This window comes from Paenibacillus sp. FSL K6-1318, from assembly GCF_037976905.1.
In the GTDB taxonomy this organism is placed as follows: domain Bacteria; phylum Bacillota; class Bacilli; order Paenibacillales; family Paenibacillaceae; genus Paenibacillus; species Paenibacillus amylolyticus_A.
In genome coordinates, this window is the sequence record NZ_CP150270.1 from 3,595,894 (window position 1) to 3,616,790 (window position 20,897).

The following is a 20,897-nucleotide window of genomic DNA, read 5'->3' on the forward strand; positions in this document are numbered from 1 at the left end:
ACAAATTCTTGTCTAAGCCCAGAACAAGAATTTGTACCGATTGCCGGAATGGACAAGACCATAATCCGATTGCCTGGAGGCAGGCACCATTGCTATAGAGATCAAATCAAGTATACATTACCTGCCGGAAATTTCATTCAGCGAGATTTCTTGTTCCTCCAGCAGTCGTTTCAGCTTTTGACGCTGCCGTTTTTCCTTCTGACGGCGCTCTTTGTCCTCAGCCTTTAGAGCCTTGAGGAGGGAGAAACACATACCGATTAGGACAATAGCGAACGGCAATGCGGTTACAATGGATGCCGTCTGGAGTCCAGTTAACCCCCCGCTGATTAGTAGTACTACCGCGATGGCGGACTGCATGATTCCCCAGGTTAATTTCACTCTTGTACTCGGGTTCAACTTGCCATCTGAAGTGAGCATACCCAGTACAAAGGTAGCTGAATCAGCCGACGTAATAAAGAAAATCATGATCAGGATTGTGGCGATGAATGCCACGATTGTGCCCAAAGGCAGCTGCTCCAGCATAAGGAATAAAGCAGTTGTCGTATCTTCCATAACGGCCTCCGCCAGATGAGCGGCATTGAACAATTCCATGTGAAGTCCTGTTCCGCCGAAGACGGAGAACCAGATAAATCCGAAAAGACTTGGAATAACCATGACGTAAATTACAAATTCCTTAATGGTTCTTCCTCTGGATACCCTTGCGATAAAAGTGCCAACAAAGGGAGCCCATGAGATCCACCATGCCCAGTAAAATAACGTCCATGCTCCAATCCAGGTTTCTCTGGAGAACGGCGTCAGTCTCAAACTCATGTTAATAATATTCTGCATGTAACTGCCCAAGGTTGTCGTGAATGTGTCAAATATAAAAGAAGTAGGTCCAGTCACCAATACAAACAACATCAATAGCACAGCTATAACGAGGTTGACGTTGCTAAGAATCTTAATACCTTTATCCAGACCGGAGGTTGCCGAGATTAAAAACAGTACGGTTACAACTGTGATAATGACAACCTGAGTCAGAGTCGAGTTAGGAATACCGAATAAGTGATTCAGACCTCCGCCAATCTGAAGTGCACCCAATCCAAGCGAGGTCGCAACACCAAAGATGGTGGAAATGACCGCCAGAATATCAATGACCTTACCAAGCCAGCCTGAAGCAAGACGCTCACCTATCAGAGGAATAAAGGTGGAACTGATCAGCCCTTTGTATCCTTTCCGGAACTGGAAGTAAGCAAGCGCTAGGCCGATGACGGTATAGATAGCCCAAGGATGCAGCCCCCAGTGGAAAAAGGAATAACGCATTGAAAGTATGGCTGCTTGCGTTGTTTCGGGTACCGCCCCCTCAGGGGCAGATAAATAGTGGGACAGCGGTTCAGCAACTCCCCAGAAAACCAGCCCAATGCCCATACCAGCGCTAAACAGCATGGACAGCCAGGAAACCGTAGAATACTCGGGCTCATCATCGTCATCCCCAAGCCTAATACCGCCAAATCGGCTGAACGCCAGATAGAAAGCAAAGATCAGGAAGAACAGTGTCGCTAGCAAATAAAACCAGCCAAAATTCTGAATAGAGAAGTTGTAGGCAACATTAGCCACATCCGCCAGCTGATCAGGAGCGACGGCTCCCCATATTGCAAACAGTGCAACGATGATAATTGTGATTGTAAATACCATGAAGAGACCTCCGTTATGTAAGCTTCAGCCAACTGTTTCTTAGTATGTGCTAGTCCAGCTAGTAATATTTCGGAAAGCCAGCTGTTGTAAAATAAAACAAACCGCCGTGAAATGAAACACCCGTCGGTTTGTTTTGATCTTGCCTGAATAATATATAGTGCCTATAAACGCGTGAATTGAACAGGTGCGTTATGGAACAGTGGTTTCGATTTGGGTCTATAATGGCAGTTTTTTGGAAGGGAAGGATAGATTAATGAATGTGTTGTATTAGGTAATAATGAGGAAGGATATCGTTATCATTAAATGGATCGGGGCAATGTACTGGCTGCTGCGCGTCACCTGAAAAAGATTCTGATCTAGAAAAGGTTGGCTCCCAAAAAATGGTTGACTGTCATCGTAAATTTACAGATCCTTCAGATTAACTTGCATGCGTTTAAGCATGTCGGTCATCATTGCAACTTCTTCTTCACTGAAATCCAGTATCATCTGATGAAGAAACTGGTTTCGATCCTGCTTGAAATTGGCGATATGCGTTAGCCCTTGTTCTGTTAACCGGACGAAAGTTTCCCGATGATCATCGGGGTTTCTTCTTCGTGACACCAAACCATCTGCTTCCAGTTGCTTCAAATGGCGTGTAATAGCAGCACTGTCGATATGAATGGCCTTCTGCAAATGGCTTTGTGTAACTTCTTGATGAAGATAGAGATGATACAACAGAACGTATCGTGAGGAACTGATCCCCGTACTACGTTCAAATTTAGGTTTCAGCTGATTGCTTATATTTTTAAGTAATATTAATAAGGTTTCTTGTTCCAGCGAACAATTCATGTTTGCCCCTCCTCGAATGGTACCGAATGTCTTGGAGAGCTTCATATTAATAAGGCCAGATTCCTTCCAAGACATTCAGCAGCTAAAGGCAACTATATCATAATGTGGAGACTACTCGCACTATCGCTTTGAATCATGCCCAAAACGTAGTCTCTTCGGCTGGCATGCGGTAGGAGGTGTATCCCTCGCTTGCAGCTTTTCCAATTGTCAGTAACATGACTGGTACATGGCGTTCTTTATCCAAGCCAAACACTTCGGCAATTTGATCTTTTTCATAACCGCCGATTGGATTGGTGTCATACCCATGCGCACGGGCAACCAGCATCAATTGCATGGAAACCAGACCGGCGTCAAGCATAATGACATCGTTCATTTCAGCATCGGACATGTTGTTATAGATCGGTTTGAATGCGTTCAACTGAAAGTCCTTAACATCTTGTGGCATTAAGCCATGCTCAACAGCTTTTCCATAGATGTTTTCTGCATAATCGAAATTGTTTTTGTCCGCAAACACGGCAATGACAGCAGAAGCTTGAGCGACTTTTTCTTTGTTGAAGCGGGACAGTGGGACGAGTTTTTCTTTTCCCTCTGGAGTATCTACCACAAGGAAGCGCCAAGGCTGCATGTTGATGGAGGAAGGGGCGGTGCTAGCTTCATTGATGATTTGAGTCATTTCTTCCCTGCTGATTTTTACGGATGAATCGTATGTCTTAATGGAGCGGCGTCCATAAATAATCTCGTTAAAATCGTTTGTTTGTTGATATGGTTTCATAATAATTACTCTCCCTTTATATTTTGTTGAGGCATCAATATTTGACTAGTCAATTGTTGATAAGTCAAATATAATCGAAATCGAAGTCCATTTCAAGAGTTTTTTCGTGCTAAAATATTACAATAATCACTTATTATTTGTCATTGCCCAAATGATTAGCGTCTTGCCAGGATGTGATTCAAAATAATAGGAAACTGTAACTCTTAAAATATAGAATGGATGAAATCAGTACAAAAATAAAAAAAGGACCGTAAGAGTTCATCTTCCATCGATGAATGCTTTCGGTCCTTCTATGTTTATCCTGTACCTTTATGCCCTGGCAGCACCTTTATAAGAATATCTACGATGGTATCGGTTCCGCCATACTTGGTTAACGTCTTCGGAAGGCTCCGCCGCGTGCCAGAGCGAAGAAGATGAGTAAGGTAATAATCGAGCCAACGATGGCTGGAATAATATGAAATCCGCCAATCACTGGCCCCCTTGGTCCCAGCAATTCCGTTCCTAACCAGGAACCGATAAAACCCGCAATAATGTTCCCAAGTACACCGCCCGGTACGTCTCGCCCAATCAAGTTGCCGCTTAACCAGCCAATAAGTCCACCAACAATGAGTACCCAGAGCAGATCCATGGATTGTTCTCCTTTCTTCGGGTTTATTACAAGTTATGTTGGGTTCGTTGGAATATACCTTATCTTCCTGCTGGTGGAGGAATCTAAAGTGCCTGTGCTAAGATGGGTTAATAATTGATTGAAGCTGCTGAAAACAAGGCTAGATAGGGGTGTTCATTTGAAGAAAATCCTAGTCATTGATGATGAAATCGCAATTCGAGATTTAATTGAGCTGGTGCTAAGGCGAGAAAACTACAATGTGCAGACCGCACAGGACGGCAAAACGGGCATGCAGCTGCTCGACTCTTTTCAACCCGATTTAGTGGTACTTGATCTGATGCTGCCAGACTGCTCCGGATATGACTTGTGCAAGGAAATTACCGGACAGCGTGCCATTCCAGTGATCATGCTGTCTGCCAAAAATGAGGTCATCGACAAGGTGTTGGGACTAGAGCTAGGGGCCGAAGATTACATGACCAAACCCTTTGACAATCGTGAATTGCTCGCTCGGATCAAGGTGATTCTGAGAAGAAACGAGAGCAGGGAGGACACAAGTGAAGGGACAGAAGTGCAATCGACACGTATCATTCATGAAGAGCTGACTTTTGATCTGGAGAGCCGAAGAGTGCTGAAAAACGGTGTGCCCGTGTCTTTAACGGCCAAAGAGTTTAAAATTCTGGAAACGTTACTCAAAAGGCCCGACAAAATCTTTACCCGGGATGAGCTGCTGCAGATCGGATGGGGATATGACTTTATGGGAGACAGTCGCAGTGTGGATATGACCATCATGCGATTACGGAAGAAGCTCGAGGATAACGCGGACGAACCGAAGTATGTCAGGACGATCTATGGATTTGGCTATCAGCTTGGAGGTGGCGAGGCCTGAAGTATGCAACCCGGTTACTGCTGAATTATTTATTTTTCTCCGTGCTGTCCTTTGGCATCATCATTTTTGCGGTAAATAAAGCTATCGATTACTACAGCTTCGTTACCATTGAGAAACAGATGATGGAGAAGGCAGATCTGTCGGAGTTGTCCTTCCGTGAGGTGTTGGCACAGCATAGGTCATCGTCAGGAGAGCCTCAGACGAATGAAATTGTGAGACTTGCTCTGGAGAAGCTGAAAGCTTCAGGCAAGGAGGTACGTATCTATGACAGCTCCAAGCAATTGCTGGGCCTGGCTGTGGATGGCATCATCATTAATGATGGCAAACCGCTTATTTTTGAAAAAAATATTGAGAAAGCACTGAGCGGCAGTTATGCCTACACCGTTACAGAAAATCATCTGCTTTATTTTGCGACGCCCATTCAGAATCAATTCTACGAAAACGCTTATGTGTATGAGTTCGTGGAGGACATTTCCTACTTTTATGCAATTATGGATCAAATCCGTTATATCCTGTTTGTCGGCGCAGGCGGATTTATTGTGCTGATTACGTTATCCAGCCTGTGGATTGCCCGCAACACAACCAAGCCAATTAAACTGTTGCTTGGCGCTGCGCAAAGTTTCTCTAGACAGGAGTTTCGGAGAGTTCAACTAAACCGGAAGGATGAGCTGGGCATGCTGGCAGATGGGCTGGATTCCATGGGGCGGCAGCTTCATGATTACATTCAGTACCAGAAACAATTTGTCTCCAACGTATCTCACGAGTTAAAAACACCATTGGCAGCCATTCGTGGTTTCTCTCAATACTTGGTTGAAGGGGAGAACGAGAACAAGGAACTGCAAAAAATCTATGCTCATCTGCTACAGGAATCGGATCGGCTGACACGCTTGATTAATGAACTGTTGTTGCTATCCAGATTCGACAAAGCTGGTTCCAGCGAACTGGAAGTTGAAAAGACGGAAATGAATGAACTGATTCAGGAAGTCACAATGAATATGGGAGCCAAGGCTAAGGATAAAGGGATCGAGATCAGAGTCAGTAAAGTGGAGGGAGGATCGGCAGATGGAGGTCTGAGAAGAGTCTACGCCGAGGTCAATCCAATGTTGATGTCCCATGCGATCGCCAATCTTGTGGATAATGCCATCAAATATTCAGCCAGTCCATCGCTAATCGAATTGAAGTTGGAACATACGCCAAGCGAGGTAGTTATAAGGGTACGTGATCAAGGGATTGGTATCGCGGGCGATGAGCTGGAGCGAGTGCAGGAACGTTTTTACCGGGCGAAAAATGCTAGCACAGCGAACGGCTCAGGTCTTGGACTTTCCATTTGCAAAGAGATTGTAGAGCGGTTTAATGGATATATCGACATCGAAAGTCAACTGGGAAAAGGTACGACCGTTACGATTGTATTGCCTCGTACGTAGTCCTGCATCTACACCCAAGCCTGAATAGGTAACGTTACAAGATTGGTACATTTCTGTTATGAGACTAACAAATGTTTTATTTATAATCACTTCATAAGAACAAATCACACATTTATGGAGGGATCATGATGAAGTTAACAAAAAAAGCTGCAGGTTTTATCGTACTAGGTGCTTTACTAACGGTTGCATTGACGGGCTGTCAGTCCAATGATGCTACGCCCCCAACAACCGGACAGAACACAGCGAATGAACAGAGCAAAGGTGAAGAAGCAACAAATGCGAATGCGAATGCTTCCGAAAGCTCTGAAGAAAAGGGTACTGAAGCTATTAAGGAAGGTTCAATGGAGAAGGAAGGCAATGTGGTGCTGAAGGAACTTGCTTTTGTCTATAATGAGCACACTATTGCGATTTCGGATATAGCAAATGAAGATCAGATGGAACAGATGCTGGGCAAACCGGATAATATGAAATCTCATACGTACAGTGCTGACGATGGAACAAACATGGATACGTTAATCGGCTTTACAGAAAAAGTTTATACGTATCCTGGTCTGGAGATTAAAACAATCAGTATACCAGAGGGGAAACAAGACTCCATCTTTCATATCGAAATCACAGATCCTAAGTACACGACAGTGCGAAACATTAAAGCAGGAGATAGTCTGGATATACTCAAAAACGCCTACCCTGAGGGGAAACTGCTTGGTAACGGAGCCCCTGATGAGGAGGATGACTTCCGTTACGAGCCATCCAATTATGTGGATGTGATGTCATTTCATATCAAGGATGCCAAGGTGGAGAGCATTCAGATCTACAGCCTTCTGGACTAATATATCGTGATCGATGATGGTAAGTCATTCATACGATTCACCTTTAATACCTGAATAACAATGAAAAGTTAACCCTCATACATCCTGAAAAGGAGCATTGAGGGTTAACGTAGTTTTAGGACTTTTAATCTAGCACTACTTGGGCAAATACAGAGGTAAAGATTTCTGGAACACCAAAGCCATCGAACACGTTGGGGTGCCGTCTATTATGATGACAGATGGCCCTCATGGACTTCGAAAACAAGAGGGGAGCGCAGACCACTTAGGCTTAAACAAAAGTATACCGGCTACCTGCTTCCCATCCGGAAGCGGAATTGCCTCTTCGTGGAATTGTGAACTTGCCCATACGATGGGGAAAACAATCGGGCAAGAAGCAGCGGCAGCGGATATTTCCATTGTTTTGGGTCCTGGCGTGAATATTAAGCGTTCCCCGCTATATGTTCAAACCAAGAACAAATACGACTTTTCTCCTGTTTTTCAACAAAACAAATATCATGAAAAGGTTTTTTTATCCAAAAGAAATTAGAACTTTGTTCTCTTACAACTCCATGAAAAATTTTATAAAATTTTCTTTGTTCACAACATCAGACTTTACAGGAGGATTATTATGTCAACTTTTATCTCACTCTCAGGTGTTAGGAAAACATCCTTGATACCGAAAACGATCTTGGTATTTGCAACGGGTATATTGTTTTTGCTGGTGTACGCAAATGTCATCTCAGCTCACGGTTACTTAGAGTCACCAGCCAGTCGTGCATACTTATGCCAACAGAAACTCAATAGCAACTGTGGTCAGGTTCAATATGAACCACAGAGTGTGGAAGCAAAAGGAAACTTTCCGGTGGGAGGCCCATCAGATGGAGAAATTACAGGTGGAGGTATTTTCCCGCAGTTATTTGCTCAAACGGCAGAACGTTGGACGAAGCTAGACATGCAAACAGGAAGCCAAACATTTACCTGGAAGTTGACAGCGCCACATGCAACAAAAGAATGGAAATATTACATAACCAAGAAAGACTGGAACCCTAATGCTCCGATTGAGCGTAAGGATTTAGAACTGTTTTGTACCTATAGTGATGGCGGGAAATTGCCAGAGAAATCGGTCTCACATTCATGTGAAATACCAGCAGACCGTACCGGTTATCATGTTATCCTCGGCGTTTGGGAAATCGCTGATACTGGCAATGCCTTTTATCAAGTGCTTGACGTAAATTTAACGAAATCGGGTAGTGGAAATGGATCAAACACCGATGAAACAGCGCCAACAGCACCAACGAATTTAAAAGCAAGCAATATCACGACAAAATCACTTACACTTAGCTGGCATCCTTCGACTGATAATGTAAGTGTAATGAGTTATGAACTTTATCAAAATGGACATAAGATTGCGACTATTCCAGGAACATCTGTATCCTATGATGTAAGTGGATTAAGTCAAGGAAAAACTTATACCTATGCGTTAAAAGCGATTGATGCCGCAGGTAATGAATCACTTCTCAGTTCGGAGATTACGGTGCAGACAACTTCTGCAACCATACCTGACACTTCAGCTCCAACGGCTCCAAGCAATCTTCACGCACATAACGTAAGTGCAGCATCAGTAAATCTGATGTGGTCCAGTTCAACGGATAATGTGGCCGTTAGTAGCTACGACATATACCAAGGTTCAGAGCGGATCGCTACTGTAAATGGAACCGTGACAAGTTATGAGGTTACTGGTTTGAAATCAAGCTCGACATATACATTTTCAATTAAAGCCAAGGATTCTGCTGGAAATGTATCTGCAGCGAGTAACGTGATTACAGTTACTACACTTGAGTCATCTCCTCCAGTTGTAGAACCGGATGTACCTAAGGCTTGGGCTAAGAATACGTCATACCACATCGGGGATCGTGTTATTTATAAAGGGGTCACTTATACTTGCCGTCAAGCTCACACATCAATATACACTTGGACTCCTTCCGAAGTCCTTGCATTGTGGTTGCCGGAATAGTCGATAGTCACTCAGGATTTGTTCCTGAGTGATTTTTTTTGATGATCACTCGTAAGGATCTAGAAACAGTTTCAATACAAATGTTTATTTTTGCTTAGTCGGGTGAACATATGAATATAAAGTGTCGTTTGAGAATTCTATTCTCATCTAAAATAGACAAATATGTCGTTAATTCACTTAATAAAGGAGCATGGATCATGAGTAAACGTTTTGAATCAAAAGTTGTTTTAATTACTGGAGCAGGCTCAGGTCTTGGACAATCAGCTGCACTTGAAATCGCAAAAGAAGGTGCCAAGCTTTCTCTCGTTGACCTTAATCAACCTGCACTTGGAGAGACCAAGAAATTGATACTTGAAGTTGCACCTGAGGCAGAAGTTCTTCTTCTTACTGCTGATGTGTCTGATGAGCAAGCTGTTCAAAAATATGTAGATGATACGGTTCAAAAGTTTGGTCGCATCGATGGCTTCTACAACAATGCGGGTATCGAAGGTACTCAGGCTCCTACAGCCGAATATAACAGTAAAGTGTTTGACAAAGTCATTGACATTAACCTTAAAGGTGTCTTTTATGGCATGAAATACGTTCTTCCCGTGATGAAAGAGCAACAATCCGGTTCCGTTGTCAATGTCGCCTCTGTTGGCGGGATTCGCGGAGTTCTGAATCAGGCAGCGTATGTCGCAAGTAAACACGCTGTATCGGGTATGACGAAAAATGCGGCAATCGAGTACGGACAATATAACCTGAGCATCAACGCTATCGCTCCAGGGGCAATTATGACTGCAATGGTTGTCGGATCCCTTAAACAAATCGGTGGCGAAGAAGGATGGGAAGAAGCCGGCAAAGAATTTGTTAGCATAAACCCTAAGAGACGTTTTGGTAAACCTGAAGAAGTAGGCCGTCTTGTTGCCTTCCTGCTATCCGGCGAATCCGAATTTATTAATGGTGCTGTCATTCCTATTGATGGCGGACAATCGAACCAGTACTAATAACTTGTTGACTCCTCTTTGGCAATGTAATGATGGAGGAAACCTACAATGAAGAATAAGAGCAGGTCATCCTAAAGATGGCTCGCTCTTTTTTGCGTAAATATCTCGAAAGTAAACGGTATTAATCTCGCCTATGACAGTTATGGCAACGAAAAGGACGAAACCATTCTACTGATTGCCGGGCTCAAGAGAAATGAACTGTAACTGGAATGACATAGTATGATTTGAATCCGTCATTTAGTCGTATACCTAATATAAATATTTACCTCTTGCATAAAGAACATGTGTTCGGTTTATAATATATACAAACATACGTTCTCAAATGTACAGGAGTGATTTCAGTGTGGACTAAGCAGCGAACCATCATGCTCATTGATATGCAGAGCTTTTATGCTTCAGTCGAAAAGGCAAAAATGCCCCAATACAAAAATAGACCACTCGCCGTTGCAGGCGATCCAGCAAGACGTTCTGGCATTATCCTTGCCGCTTGTCCATTAGCCAAAGCAAAGGGGGTATCTACCGCGGAACCACTCTGGAAGTCTCTTCAGAAGTGCCCTGAACTGATCATTGTAAAACCTCACATGCAAGAATACATTGAAGTTTCCACCCAAATCATGTCCATTATTGAGGAATTCACCGATCTGGTTGAGCCATACAGTATAGACGAATTATTCGCTGATTTTACAGGGTCTATGCATTTATTTGGTAATGATCCAATCGATTTGGCCAAACAAATTCAAGACAAAATCTACAATGAAACAGGCGTTTACGCCAGAGCGGGCATCGGTGAAAACAAAATTATCAGTAAATTGTGCTGCGATATGATTGCTAAAAAAGCAGAAGGTGGCATTTTTCACTTAAAGAAAGAGGAGTTACATCTTCACATTGGTGATAAGCCCATCCGCGATATGTGGGGGATTGGCTCAAGAATGGAAAAACATCTATGGAAGATGGGCATCCGAACCATTAAAGACCTAGCGAATACGCCTCTTTCCAAATTAAAAAGCAAGTGGGGTGTTAATGGAGAAGTCATCTGGAGAGTTGCGAATGGACTCGACAATTCACCGGTAACCGTCAACACACACAGTACACAAAAGGATATTGGAAACGGAATGACCCTGCCCAGAGATTTCACAGAAGCATGGGAGATCGAAGTGGTTATTCTCGATATCTGTACAGAAGTGTGCAGAAGAGCCCGTAAAAAGGGGCTGATGGGTAGTGTCATATCTGTGAGTGTATCGGGAGCAGATTTTGATCACCCCACTGGTTTTCACAGGCAGGTTAAACTGTCTGATCCTACAAACATAACCGTTGATGTATGCAAGATAGCCAAACGCATATTCCATCAACATTGGGATGGGCAACCTGTGCGCCGTGTAGGCGTATCCCTGTCTCAATTATCCAACGCGGATACATATCAACTATCTTTCTTTGATGATCAAGAGCAGAAAAGAGCCATTGATCAGGTGATGGACGACATTAAGGATCGATTTGGCGACATTGCCATTCTACGAGCGAGCTCCATTACGGCTGCTGGCCAAGCGATCGATCGAGCATCTAAAATTGGGGGGCATTACAAATGAGCAAAAAACTGGAGGCCAATGGATTATGGGAATCGAGCCGCATGATGCTTCCACAACATAAAGAACGAATTATACAGCATCGTACTCAAATTCATGTTCAAGCGAAACCTCTGATTCATGAAGATGAGTGGGAGATTATCGCTCAACATATAGATATGTCCCTCAACTATACTTTACAAGCCACCTTTGAAGTGTTTCATGAGTCAGGCAATCGGTATATACACGGGATCGTCACTTCAATCAGTGCCTTTGGAAAGAAAATCAAAATTGAAATGGATAATGGATTTGAATGGGTCGATTTTGATCAATTGGTCACTGTAACGTTTGAAGAAGGAGGTGTGTACGGTGAGACAAACTTCTGAGGAACTTGCACTCGTCAAGAGGTTGGTAGAGCTTCCGTATCTTTTAGGTGCTCTGGAGGTAGATAAGCATAAAATATACGCTTCAAACTTTAAGATGAAATCGGTGTATATTGATTACCTGGACGGTACCCAAAAGAAAATTGCTTTAGAGATGTACACGTCGAAACAAAGGCTAAAGGAACATCATATTAAAATCATAGATGAAAAGAGATCTGAGCTGAGTTTAACGGTAGACTATTCGGTAAGAGGTTACCTTCACAAAATGACATTATTGTGGAGCAAAGTGAAAGTGGATGTAACCTTAATGCTTACTGAACATATGAGCGTTGATATTACTGATATGCCAAGATAAACATATAGTTAGAGCAGAATACGGTATATAACGGTATAGGGTGGATATAATACAGCTATAACCATTGTTTTCTTCTCCCGATTTGGGTAAACCGACCTTTGAAATTGAAGGGTCGGTATTTTTTGTCTCAAATTTTGAGATTGGCATATTAAACCATACAAAATGAGAGAAATCACGAGGTATATACATACATATATACACATTTATCCATATTTTCGCGACTAAAAAAAGCATGTATCCTTCAGAGAAGTGGTATGAACATATCTGGATTAGCACGGCATCGTTCCGTTATCTTGACAGCCAGCAGTATTATAATACAACTTCGGCGAGCCCTGATTGATGCACATGCCCAGTGGTAAATCTATATAACGTGTAGAATTGAGGGTGCTGAAGGTTAGCGCCCTCAATTCTTTTAAAGTGGGTTCTTCAGCTATCGCGGGGAACCTTTATCATAATGTCTTGTCCCGAGCCAAGGACACTTTTGATTGTACGTACCCAACTAATGGCAACATTTGAATTCAAACTCAAGGAGATGCACTGACTCCCGAATTGGCGCTTTTCAACAACCATCTTTAATTTACATTTGTAATCATTCGATTTAAAAACAATCAAGAAATCATTAGATCAACTTAAATAAAAGTTGTTATTTTCAATTATCCAGCCATAAAATGTGCAAATGTAAACTTAAATAGATATAAACATATAAAACAATGTTCATTTATCCAAAAAAAAATTTGACAAATGAAAACGAGTGGATTATTTTGTTAAGAAGGAATACATGTTAGACATCTTTTACAATTCCATTAGAAAAGAGGGTAAGGAATGAAAGATAAATCTAGATTCACAATATGTCTTCTGATGGCAACGGGATTAGCTCTGACTTCAAACGGTATTTTTACATCTAACTCAATTGCGGCTGGTGCTGTGCTCGCTGATCAGGAAACAAATAAACAGGCAAAGGAGGAGCTTGACATTTTTGAAAGCGCATCCAAATTAAATACCAATCTGATCGGCTGGCAAGTGAAAGGAAAAGGGGGATTAGAGGATACTTCAGAAGGAATCTTGCTAACTTCGCAGCCTAAAGAAAATGTAATGGCCATCTCAGAGACGGTGTCCGATGACTTTATCTATGAAGCTGATGTCATGATCAGGGATACGAAGGCAGACGCAACATTGTTGTTTCGTTCTAATGAGGATGGCTTTAGCTCGTACATGCTGCAAATCGTTCCGGACGCAGGTCTGATTCGGTTAAGAGATGCAAGAAATGGAGATGGGAAATTAAAGGAGGAGCGTAAAGTTTCTGTTGAAATGGGTCAAATCTATCATCTCAAAGTGAAGGCAGTGGGTTCCTCGCTAAAAGTATATTGGGGCAATCAATATAAACCATTAATTGATGTTCAGGACATTTCGTATCAAAGCGGAAAGCTTGGACTCCATGTATGGGATGGATCCGCCTTGTTTTCGAACATCGTAGTGAGTGATCTGAAAGGTAATTTGGGTACGGTGCTTTCTAGCAAGGGAAAATGGCAGCCTGATATTAACGGCAAAAGAGGGACGGTAGAACAGGAGAGCAAAGCACAGCAAATCTATAATAAAAATGCGACTGATATGGTGTATGAAGGGAATATTACCCTTCATTCGGATTCTATTGCAGCTCTCGCATTTCGATCTTCAAGCGATGGATCTGAAGGATATGAAGCTACTCTTACGAAGGAAGGAGATCAGGTCCGTGTAAGTTTGACGAATACAAAAGGAACAGTAATTGTCAGTTCGCAACGTACTTATCCAAGTCAGATGGGAGCCAAACATCATGTGGAAATCAAGGCAAAGGGAGATCGAATTCAGGTCTTCCTGGACGGGTACACTACGGCCGCGATTGACGCGAAAGATACAACCTACAGGAGTGGAAGTACTGGAATCGTCGTAAAAAAGGGGACGGCGTACTTCCAGGATACTTATGTGACGGAACTGAGCCAATATTACAATGAGATATATCGTCCACAATATCACTACACGCCAATACGTGGTTCAGCGAGTGATCCGAATGGACTTGTCTACTTCGAAGGAGAATATCATCTCTTCCATCAGGATGGAGGAACATGGGCGCATGCTGTAAGTAAAGATATGCTGAACTGGAAACGGCTTCCGATTGCACTTCCCTGGAATGATCACGGACATGTCTGGTCTGGGTCGGCTGTTGCGGATATGACAAATGCATCTGGTTTATTCGGAGATTCAGGAGGCAAGGGCCTTATTGCATATTATACTTCCTTTAATCCGGATAGCCCGAATGGGAACCAGCGCATAGGTTGGGCTTACAGTAAAGACCAAGGTCGTACTTGGAAGTATTCGAAGGAACACCCGATTGTGATCGAGAACCCAGGTAAGAGCGGAAATGAAGTTGGGAATTGGGATTTCCGCGATCCGAAAGTGATCCGTGATGATGAGAATAACCGCTGGGTTATGGTTGTGTCCGGAGGAGATCATATTCGTTTCTATACGTCAACGAATTTACTTGACTGGAAATTGACAGATAATTGGGGATATGGGGATTACGTCCGCGGTGGAGTATGGGAATGCCCTGATTTGTTCCAGCTTCCGGTAGACGGAACGTCACAGAAGAAGTGGGTTATGATGATCAGTACAGGAGCGAATCCCAAAACAGGCGGATCAGATGCCGAGTATTTTATCGGTGATTTAACAGCTGATGGTAAATTCGTGAACGATAATCCGGCGGGTAAGGTGCTAAGAACAGATTTTGGTAAAGAATTTTACGCTTCGATGTCTTTCGCTAATATGCCTGATCATCGCACAGTGATGATGGCGTGGATGACGAATTGGGACTATCCGTTTGCTTTCCCAACGTCCAATTGGAAAGGTGAACTAACCATTCCGAGAGAAGTATCATTGGTAACAACCAAAGATGGAATTCGGATGGTGCAAAGTCCAATCAAAGAATTGGACTCACTGCGTAAACCTTTGTATTCTGCTTCCAACAAGTCGGTGAGCCCTTCTTCCGAGAATCTGTTAAAAGGTATTATTTCAGGTGCATACGAAATTGAAGCTGAAATTGAAATCCCTGAAACCAGCACAGCGACCGAGTTTGGCTTTAACATTCGTGAGGGTGCAAATCAGAAGACGGTCGTGGGTTATAAGGCAAGCGATAGTCATATGTTCGTGGACCGAACTGCATCCGGTGAAACGGATTTTTCTAACCTTTTCAGTAAGAAACATGAAGCGCCTACGCAAATGGAGAATAACCGGATTAAGATGCGTATCCTTGTGGATGAGTCTTCTGTTGAAGCCTTTGGTAATGACGGCAAAGTCGTCTTTTCAGATGTTATATTTCCGGATCCTGCTAGTAGAGCGATGAGTTTTTACGTGAAAGGTGGGAATGTGAACGTTGTTTCCTTGAAAGTGCATCAACTTGAATCTGTCTGGAATGGGGAAGTTCCTTCAAAAGCTCAGATCAAAATGGATACGAGGGTTCGGGAACTGGGGGTAGGCGAGTCGGATACACTGCAGGCGATGGTCGAGTACGGACCAGGTTTAGGCGTTCAACCGCTTAAGTGGAATTCCAGTAATAAGGGAGTAATAGCCATAGACTTGGTAGACAACTCACACGCAGTTATTAAGGCGAAAAAAGAAGGGGAGTCCACAGTCACCGTATCTACTCCGAATGGTAAAACTTCCACTAGTGTGCTCGTTAAAGTCATAGGTGGCGAGTTCCGGACAAACCTGAGTGGATGGACTAAAGATCTATCTGCTGCTTCATGGTTAGTTAGTGAACATGGGATTCGTGGTAAATATTTTAGCGATGCGAATTATATTGCCACAGAGAAGGCTGGGAATTTTACGTATGAAGCAGACATGATGCTCGGTGAGACAGGAGGGGCAGGTTCTATTTTGTTCAGGGCTAGCGAAGATGGTCGCAGTGGTTATTATCTGAATCTAGACCCTAACATGAAGGCAATCCGTCTGTTCTATAAAATCAATGGAGGTTTTGAAGAACGGCAGGTTCTTGCAAAAGTACCCACTTTCATTCAGCCAGGTCAAACGTATAAGGTGAAAATAGAAGCGAATGGGCCGCATATTGTAGTTTACGTGCACAATCAAAAAGTCATAGATATCATGGATGGTACTTTTGCAGAAGGCCACTTTGGACTCCATGTATTTGGCGGCTCCGCATCTTATCAGAACGTCAATGTGAGCAACGGTGAACCTGCAAACATCACCAAGTCCAGCCTTGTAAATGCCGCAACACAGAAATCCATTTATGCAGTGAACCTTGTCAACGGGGAGCCCGTTGCCTTGCAGGATTCAAGTGCAGTTTCCGTCCAGAAGTGGGTATTTGTTCCGACAGGCGACGAAGCAGGTTCGTATTCGATTCGTACTACGGCCGGTCAGACGCTTGATCTGGATATAGGGCAAAACAAACTTCAGCTATATCATTACTTAGGGTACAACAACCAGCGTTGGGTCCTTCACCAGAACAAAGACGGATCAGTTCATATTACCTCGGTTCATCATCAAAAAGCATTAGAAGTATCGGAAGATGGGACCGTACTCTTCCTAAGTGAACTAAATCCATCACTTGATCGACAAAAATGGATAGTAAAAAAATAATCAAAATTTATTCCATGATGGCGTAACTCATAAATATTCCAATTAAGTGATCTTAGAAAATGCCGCTATTAATATAGGGGATAAGAACATGGTACCAATGACGATTAGAAAGGGTATCTGTTTCATTAAGATAAATAGATTAAAGTTGAAGAGGGACTGCATTTTGCACTCCCTCTTCTTAGTGATTTTACAATTAGGAAGATATAATCTACTAGTTTTAGCCTAGTTTTTGCGAACCATTGAACCACACGGATTTGATTGACAAGGTATCTGAAATATATTCGATCACGAAAGCATTTCCATTTTAATCCAATGATAGTAAAATCGGTTGTACCACCACTAGTATGAATGCCGGTGCAGATAGGGATTGGAGATGGCACTATAGAAAGGAGGCACTTAGGTGTTCTTATTTCGAAGTCCTTTTATTTTACCCTTATTGATGATGTGTCTGATGTCAGGCTTGGCTGCTTGTTCTGAGTCAGTGCAATCGGAAGATAGGGGGTCTTCGACAAAGGCTGACTTCACGGAGCAGATACAGATCCTTAATCTGAATCTGGAAGAACCGTCATGGACGCTGGATACAACCCCTGTGAATCTAACGTGGTTCGTTGGAGCCGAATGGTACGGGCACACTTGGGGTGAGAGCCTGACTTCCAAATATGTCACCCAAAAGACAGGGGTCAATATCAAATTTGAAGTATCCACTGGTGAACCAAGCGAGATGTTATCACGGATGTTGACGACCGGTAGCCTGCCGGATTTGATAACCATCGGTTCCTGGGAGAGTGCGATTAACAAACTTCGGGAGAGCAATCTCATCTATGCCCTGGATGAGTTAGCCAACCAATATGATCCTTACTTTTACAAGGTAGCAGGAGATGGTGCTCTACAATGGTATCGGCAGGAAGACGGCCATACCTATGTCATACCCAATGATGCGTACAGTCCTGAACAGATGCGTTCAACCGGCTTGACGGGAGCGAACCAAACCTTTCTCGTACGTAAAGATCTGTATGAGTCGATGGGCAAACCGGACCTTACCACACCGAAAGGTTTTCTAAATGCATTGCAGCTGCTGAAGAATCAATATTCCGTTTATAAAGGTCAGCTCATCAGTCCATTTTGGGCACAGGGGAATGCATCCTATGGGATGACCGATTATTTGCAAAATCTCCTTGCAATCCCCCATGAACAGAACGGTAAAGTATATGACCGAATGACAGATCCCGATTATATCGAGTGGCTGAAAACATTTCGTATCGCTTACGAGCAGGGCCTGATTAATGTTGATTTTCTGGTCGACTCCAGTGCACAGGTGCAGGATAAAACCAACCATGCCCAATATTTTATGATGATTCGGGAATGGACAGACATATCGGACCTCAATTCGAAATTGGAAGTCCTTACGAATCAGAATTCATACTATATTGCTGTAGATGGACCCCGGAGCAGCAGGGGAGAATCCGCCAAACTGTTCCCCGGCAGCATGGATGGCTGGATGGTGACGATGATTAGCAGATCCACGGAAAACCCTGAACGAGCCATCCGATTTTTGACCTATCTGGCCAGCGAAGAAGGCCAAAGGGATTTATTTTTGGGCAAAGAAGGTGAAACCTGGGCGATGAAGAACGGTAAACCGCAGTTGACGGCGGCAATGGTCCAGTTGCATGAAACGGATCGGGAGCGGCTGGAAAAGGAATATGGCATTATGGATACCTACTGGATGCTGCGAAACCCTTCTTTCGTTAACAAGTGGAGACCAGAGAATGCCCCATCCATTAAGCAAATGGAGGATTTCGCCAACCAACAGGCCGATCTGGACAGCGGCATCTATAAAGGACTAGATCCTGTAGGAGATTCCGATATAGCGTTAGCCTGGTCACGTATTTCTCAGAATTGGGAAGAAGTACTGCCAGAGCTGATTACAGCGAAGGATGAAGCTGCCTTTGACAAAATTTTCGAGAATTTTCTGATACGTCGTGTGAACTACGGCTTTAACCAGGTGATGGAATATCGCCAGGCTGAACTGGAACTGCGAAAAGCCAAGATAGCCAGATAACCATTCCCTAATACATTGTTACCTACGTGATAACTAGTAATATACGGTTTAACAAAGGTGGTGAATACATCAGAATGAAATACCTGCTGACGAGATTGAGAAAGCTTTATCGCAATGCCCGTATATCCCAAAAGCTGTTTCTGGCCTTTAGCCTGATGATTGCCATTCCTGTTATTTTGATATCCTTTGTGTATATCCGCATGCAAGAAACCCAGCTATACAAGGACGCTATGGCGACAGGCAACAGCCATGTTACATGGCTGAATGAACAATTGCGCAGAAGAATGGATACAATTGAGAACGCTTCCAATACAGCCCTTACTCAAAAGTCATTTGTGGATTTTATTCATTCCAATATGCTTGTGGATGGACTGCGTCTGGTGAAGTTTAAGCAAAACCAGTTTGAGCAAATGCTCAATATCATTCAAAGCAATACGATGATCAGTGAGCTTAGCTTTTACGTCGATAACCCAAACTTGTATGAAATCTGGCCTGAAATCTATCATTATAAGAAATTTTGGCCGCAGGATTATTGGGTAAAGCTTCGGGACGAAGGTGGTGCGGCTTACCGTTTATTTTCTTTTAGGGATGGTGAACATACATTATCCTACTATCGTCTGGTTCGCCTTCAAGGGCAGGAGCAAAAACGCCCTAGTATTATGGAAGTGCGAGTCCCGCACAGCATGTTTTTCAGCGACCTGCTCCAGGAGAGCGAGGGGGACTTCTTTTCGGTGTTGATGAACGCGAGCGATCCTCCCCAGTATGTTTACAATTCCCAACATGAGTTTTCTGAGAAGTATGGGCATGGGATGGCGGAGATCCTTGGCAGTATTCATCGCCAGCTGGATATATTGCCGCAGGAAAGACCGCTTCAAGTTAAGGTGGGAGATCACAGCTTCTATGCATTGTATCGATACATCGCTCCGTTGAACACTTATGTGGTTGATATTGCTTCCCATCAGGCATTGATGAATGGGCCCCGCAGTTGGTATGCATTTGTGGTAACGATCACATTAGGTGTATTGCTGCTGATTATGCTACTCGTATCCCAAACAACGCGGCGTATTTTCCGGCGGTTGGACATCGTACTGGGTTCCATGCGTCAGGTACGGAAAGGCGAGCTGGATGCAATAATTGATACAGGCCTTGATGAGAACGAAAGAGGGGATGAAATCGATGAGGTGGCAGTGAATTACAATAAAATGTTACATGAGGTCAAACGTCTAATGACACAGGTCGTGGATAAGCAGTTAATTGCCAAAAACGCACAATTGCACTCCCTGCATTCGCAGATTAATTCTCATTTTTTATATAACGCCTTGGAATCGATCCGTATGGTGGCAGAGGTACAGCGGCAGCCTGCTATAGCCAATTCATTGGTTTCGTTGGGATCCCAGCTACGTTACAGCATGCAGTGGCGTAGCGATACCGTTGCTCTGCGTGAGGAGCTTGCCAATATCCAAAGTTATATTGAATTTATCAACTTTATGGAAGGCGGCAGTATCGTTATGAAGGCGGATCTTCCTCAGGAGATACTTCGCTACGCCATTCCCAAGATGTGTATGCAGCCCATCGTTGAAAATGCAGTTCATCACGGGGCACCTTCAGGCGGCAGGATAACTATAGAGATTACCTTTTCTGTGGAGAATGACAGTCTGCTTTTCATTAACATAAGAGATGACGGACAGGTGTTAGAGCCTGAGATGTTACACCGTCTTCAGGCATTATTGCGGAGCGAATCGGATACACCGATAGTGACTAGCAGGAGCGGACTTGGTTTGGAAAATGTGAATAAGCGGTTGCAGCTTCATTATGGCAAGAATTGCGGTCTTTGGATTGATAGTGTGCAAGGTGCATATACCTTCGTAACGATACGTTTGCCTTGGGAAAATGTAAATCTTGGAGGGTGGTAGAG

15 protein-coding genes and 1 pseudogene are annotated in these 20,897 nt (G+C 43.4%); 12 read left to right on the forward strand and 4 right to left on the reverse strand.

Going from position 1 to position 20,897, the window contains the following annotated elements:
- Positions 1-117: 117 nt before the first annotated feature.
- From NYE45_RS15790 to NYE45_RS15805, 4 genes are all read right to left on the reverse strand, one after another.
- Entirely contained in the window at positions 118-1,674 is a 1,557-nt protein-coding gene (locus NYE45_RS15790) for a BCCT family transporter (protein WP_340013080.1), read from the reverse strand.
- A 402-nt stretch (positions 1,675-2,076) separates the two neighbouring features.
- Positions 2,077-2,502 (reverse strand): MarR family transcriptional regulator, encoded by a 426-nt coding sequence (locus NYE45_RS15795; protein ID WP_062834682.1) that lies wholly within the window; start codon positions 2,500-2,502, stop codon positions 2,077-2,079.
- Between the two features lie 133 nt (positions 2,503-2,635).
- A complete protein-coding gene (locus NYE45_RS15800; protein WP_340013081.1) occupies positions 2,636-3,274 on the reverse strand; it encodes a nitroreductase family protein in 639 nt (212 codons plus the stop codon).
- A 370-nt stretch (positions 3,275-3,644) separates the two neighbouring features.
- Positions 3,645-3,902, reverse strand: coding sequence for a GlsB/YeaQ/YmgE family stress response membrane protein (locus NYE45_RS15805; RefSeq protein ID WP_340013082.1), 258 nt, complete (start codon positions 3,900-3,902; stop codon positions 3,645-3,647).
- A 157-nt stretch (positions 3,903-4,059) separates the two neighbouring features.
- Between NYE45_RS15805 and NYE45_RS15810 the strand changes: the two genes are divergently transcribed.
- The 12 genes and pseudogenes from NYE45_RS15810 (at position 4,060) to NYE45_RS15865 (ending at position 20,895) form a co-directional block, all read left to right on the forward strand.
- On the forward strand, positions 4,060-4,767 hold the full coding sequence (locus tag NYE45_RS15810; protein WP_340013083.1) for a response regulator transcription factor: 708 nt from the start codon (positions 4,060-4,062) through the stop codon (positions 4,765-4,767).
- 41 nt (positions 4,768-4,808) lie between these two features.
- On the forward strand, positions 4,809-6,191 hold the full coding sequence (locus tag NYE45_RS15815) for a HAMP domain-containing sensor histidine kinase (protein WP_340013084.1): 1,383 nt from the start codon (positions 4,809-4,811) through the stop codon (positions 6,189-6,191).
- Between the two features lie 128 nt (positions 6,192-6,319).
- The gene (locus tag NYE45_RS15820; protein WP_340013085.1) at positions 6,320-7,021 is read left to right on the forward strand and encodes a hypothetical protein; all 702 of its coding nucleotides are present in this window, start codon (positions 6,320-6,322) and stop codon (positions 7,019-7,021) included.
- A 154-nt stretch (positions 7,022-7,175) separates the two neighbouring features.
- Positions 7,176-7,457: pseudogene (locus NYE45_RS15825) on the forward strand (glycoside hydrolase family 3 N-terminal domain-containing protein); the annotation flags it as partial.
- A gap of 171 nt (positions 7,458-7,628) precedes the next feature.
- The gene (locus NYE45_RS15830) at positions 7,629-9,014 is read left to right on the forward strand and encodes a lytic polysaccharide monooxygenase (RefSeq protein ID WP_340013086.1); all 1,386 of its coding nucleotides are present in this window, start codon (positions 7,629-7,631) and stop codon (positions 9,012-9,014) included.
- Positions 9,015-9,211: 197 nt separating this feature from the next.
- On the forward strand, positions 9,212-10,000 hold the full coding sequence (locus NYE45_RS15835; protein WP_340013087.1) for a glucose 1-dehydrogenase: 789 nt from the start codon (positions 9,212-9,214) through the stop codon (positions 9,998-10,000).
- Positions 10,001-10,365: 365 nt separating this feature from the next.
- Positions 10,366-11,583, forward strand: coding sequence for a DNA polymerase IV (locus NYE45_RS15840; RefSeq protein WP_340013088.1), 1,218 nt, complete (start codon positions 10,366-10,368; stop codon positions 11,581-11,583).
- On the forward strand, positions 11,580-11,945 hold the full coding sequence (locus tag NYE45_RS15845; protein WP_340013089.1) for a YolD-like family protein: 366 nt from the start codon (positions 11,580-11,582) through the stop codon (positions 11,943-11,945). Before NYE45_RS15840 ends, NYE45_RS15845 begins: the two co-directional genes overlap by 4 nt.
- Positions 11,929-12,297, forward strand: coding sequence for a hypothetical protein (locus tag NYE45_RS15850; protein WP_340013090.1), 369 nt, complete (start codon positions 11,929-11,931; stop codon positions 12,295-12,297). Before NYE45_RS15845 ends, NYE45_RS15850 begins: the two co-directional genes overlap by 17 nt.
- Before the next feature lie 822 nt (positions 12,298-13,119).
- Positions 13,120-16,923: a GH32 C-terminal domain-containing protein gene (locus NYE45_RS15855; protein ID WP_340013091.1), complete on the forward strand. Its 3,804-nt coding sequence runs from the start codon at positions 13,120-13,122 to the stop codon at positions 16,921-16,923.
- Positions 16,924-17,323: 400 nt separating this feature from the next.
- Positions 17,324-18,982, forward strand: coding sequence for an extracellular solute-binding protein (locus NYE45_RS15860; RefSeq protein WP_340013093.1), 1,659 nt, complete (start codon positions 17,324-17,326; stop codon positions 18,980-18,982).
- Between the two features lie 95 nt (positions 18,983-19,077).
- Positions 19,078-20,895: a histidine kinase gene (locus tag NYE45_RS15865; RefSeq protein ID WP_340013095.1), complete on the forward strand. Its 1,818-nt coding sequence runs from the start codon at positions 19,078-19,080 to the stop codon at positions 20,893-20,895.
- Positions 20,896-20,897: the final 2 nt, after the last annotated feature.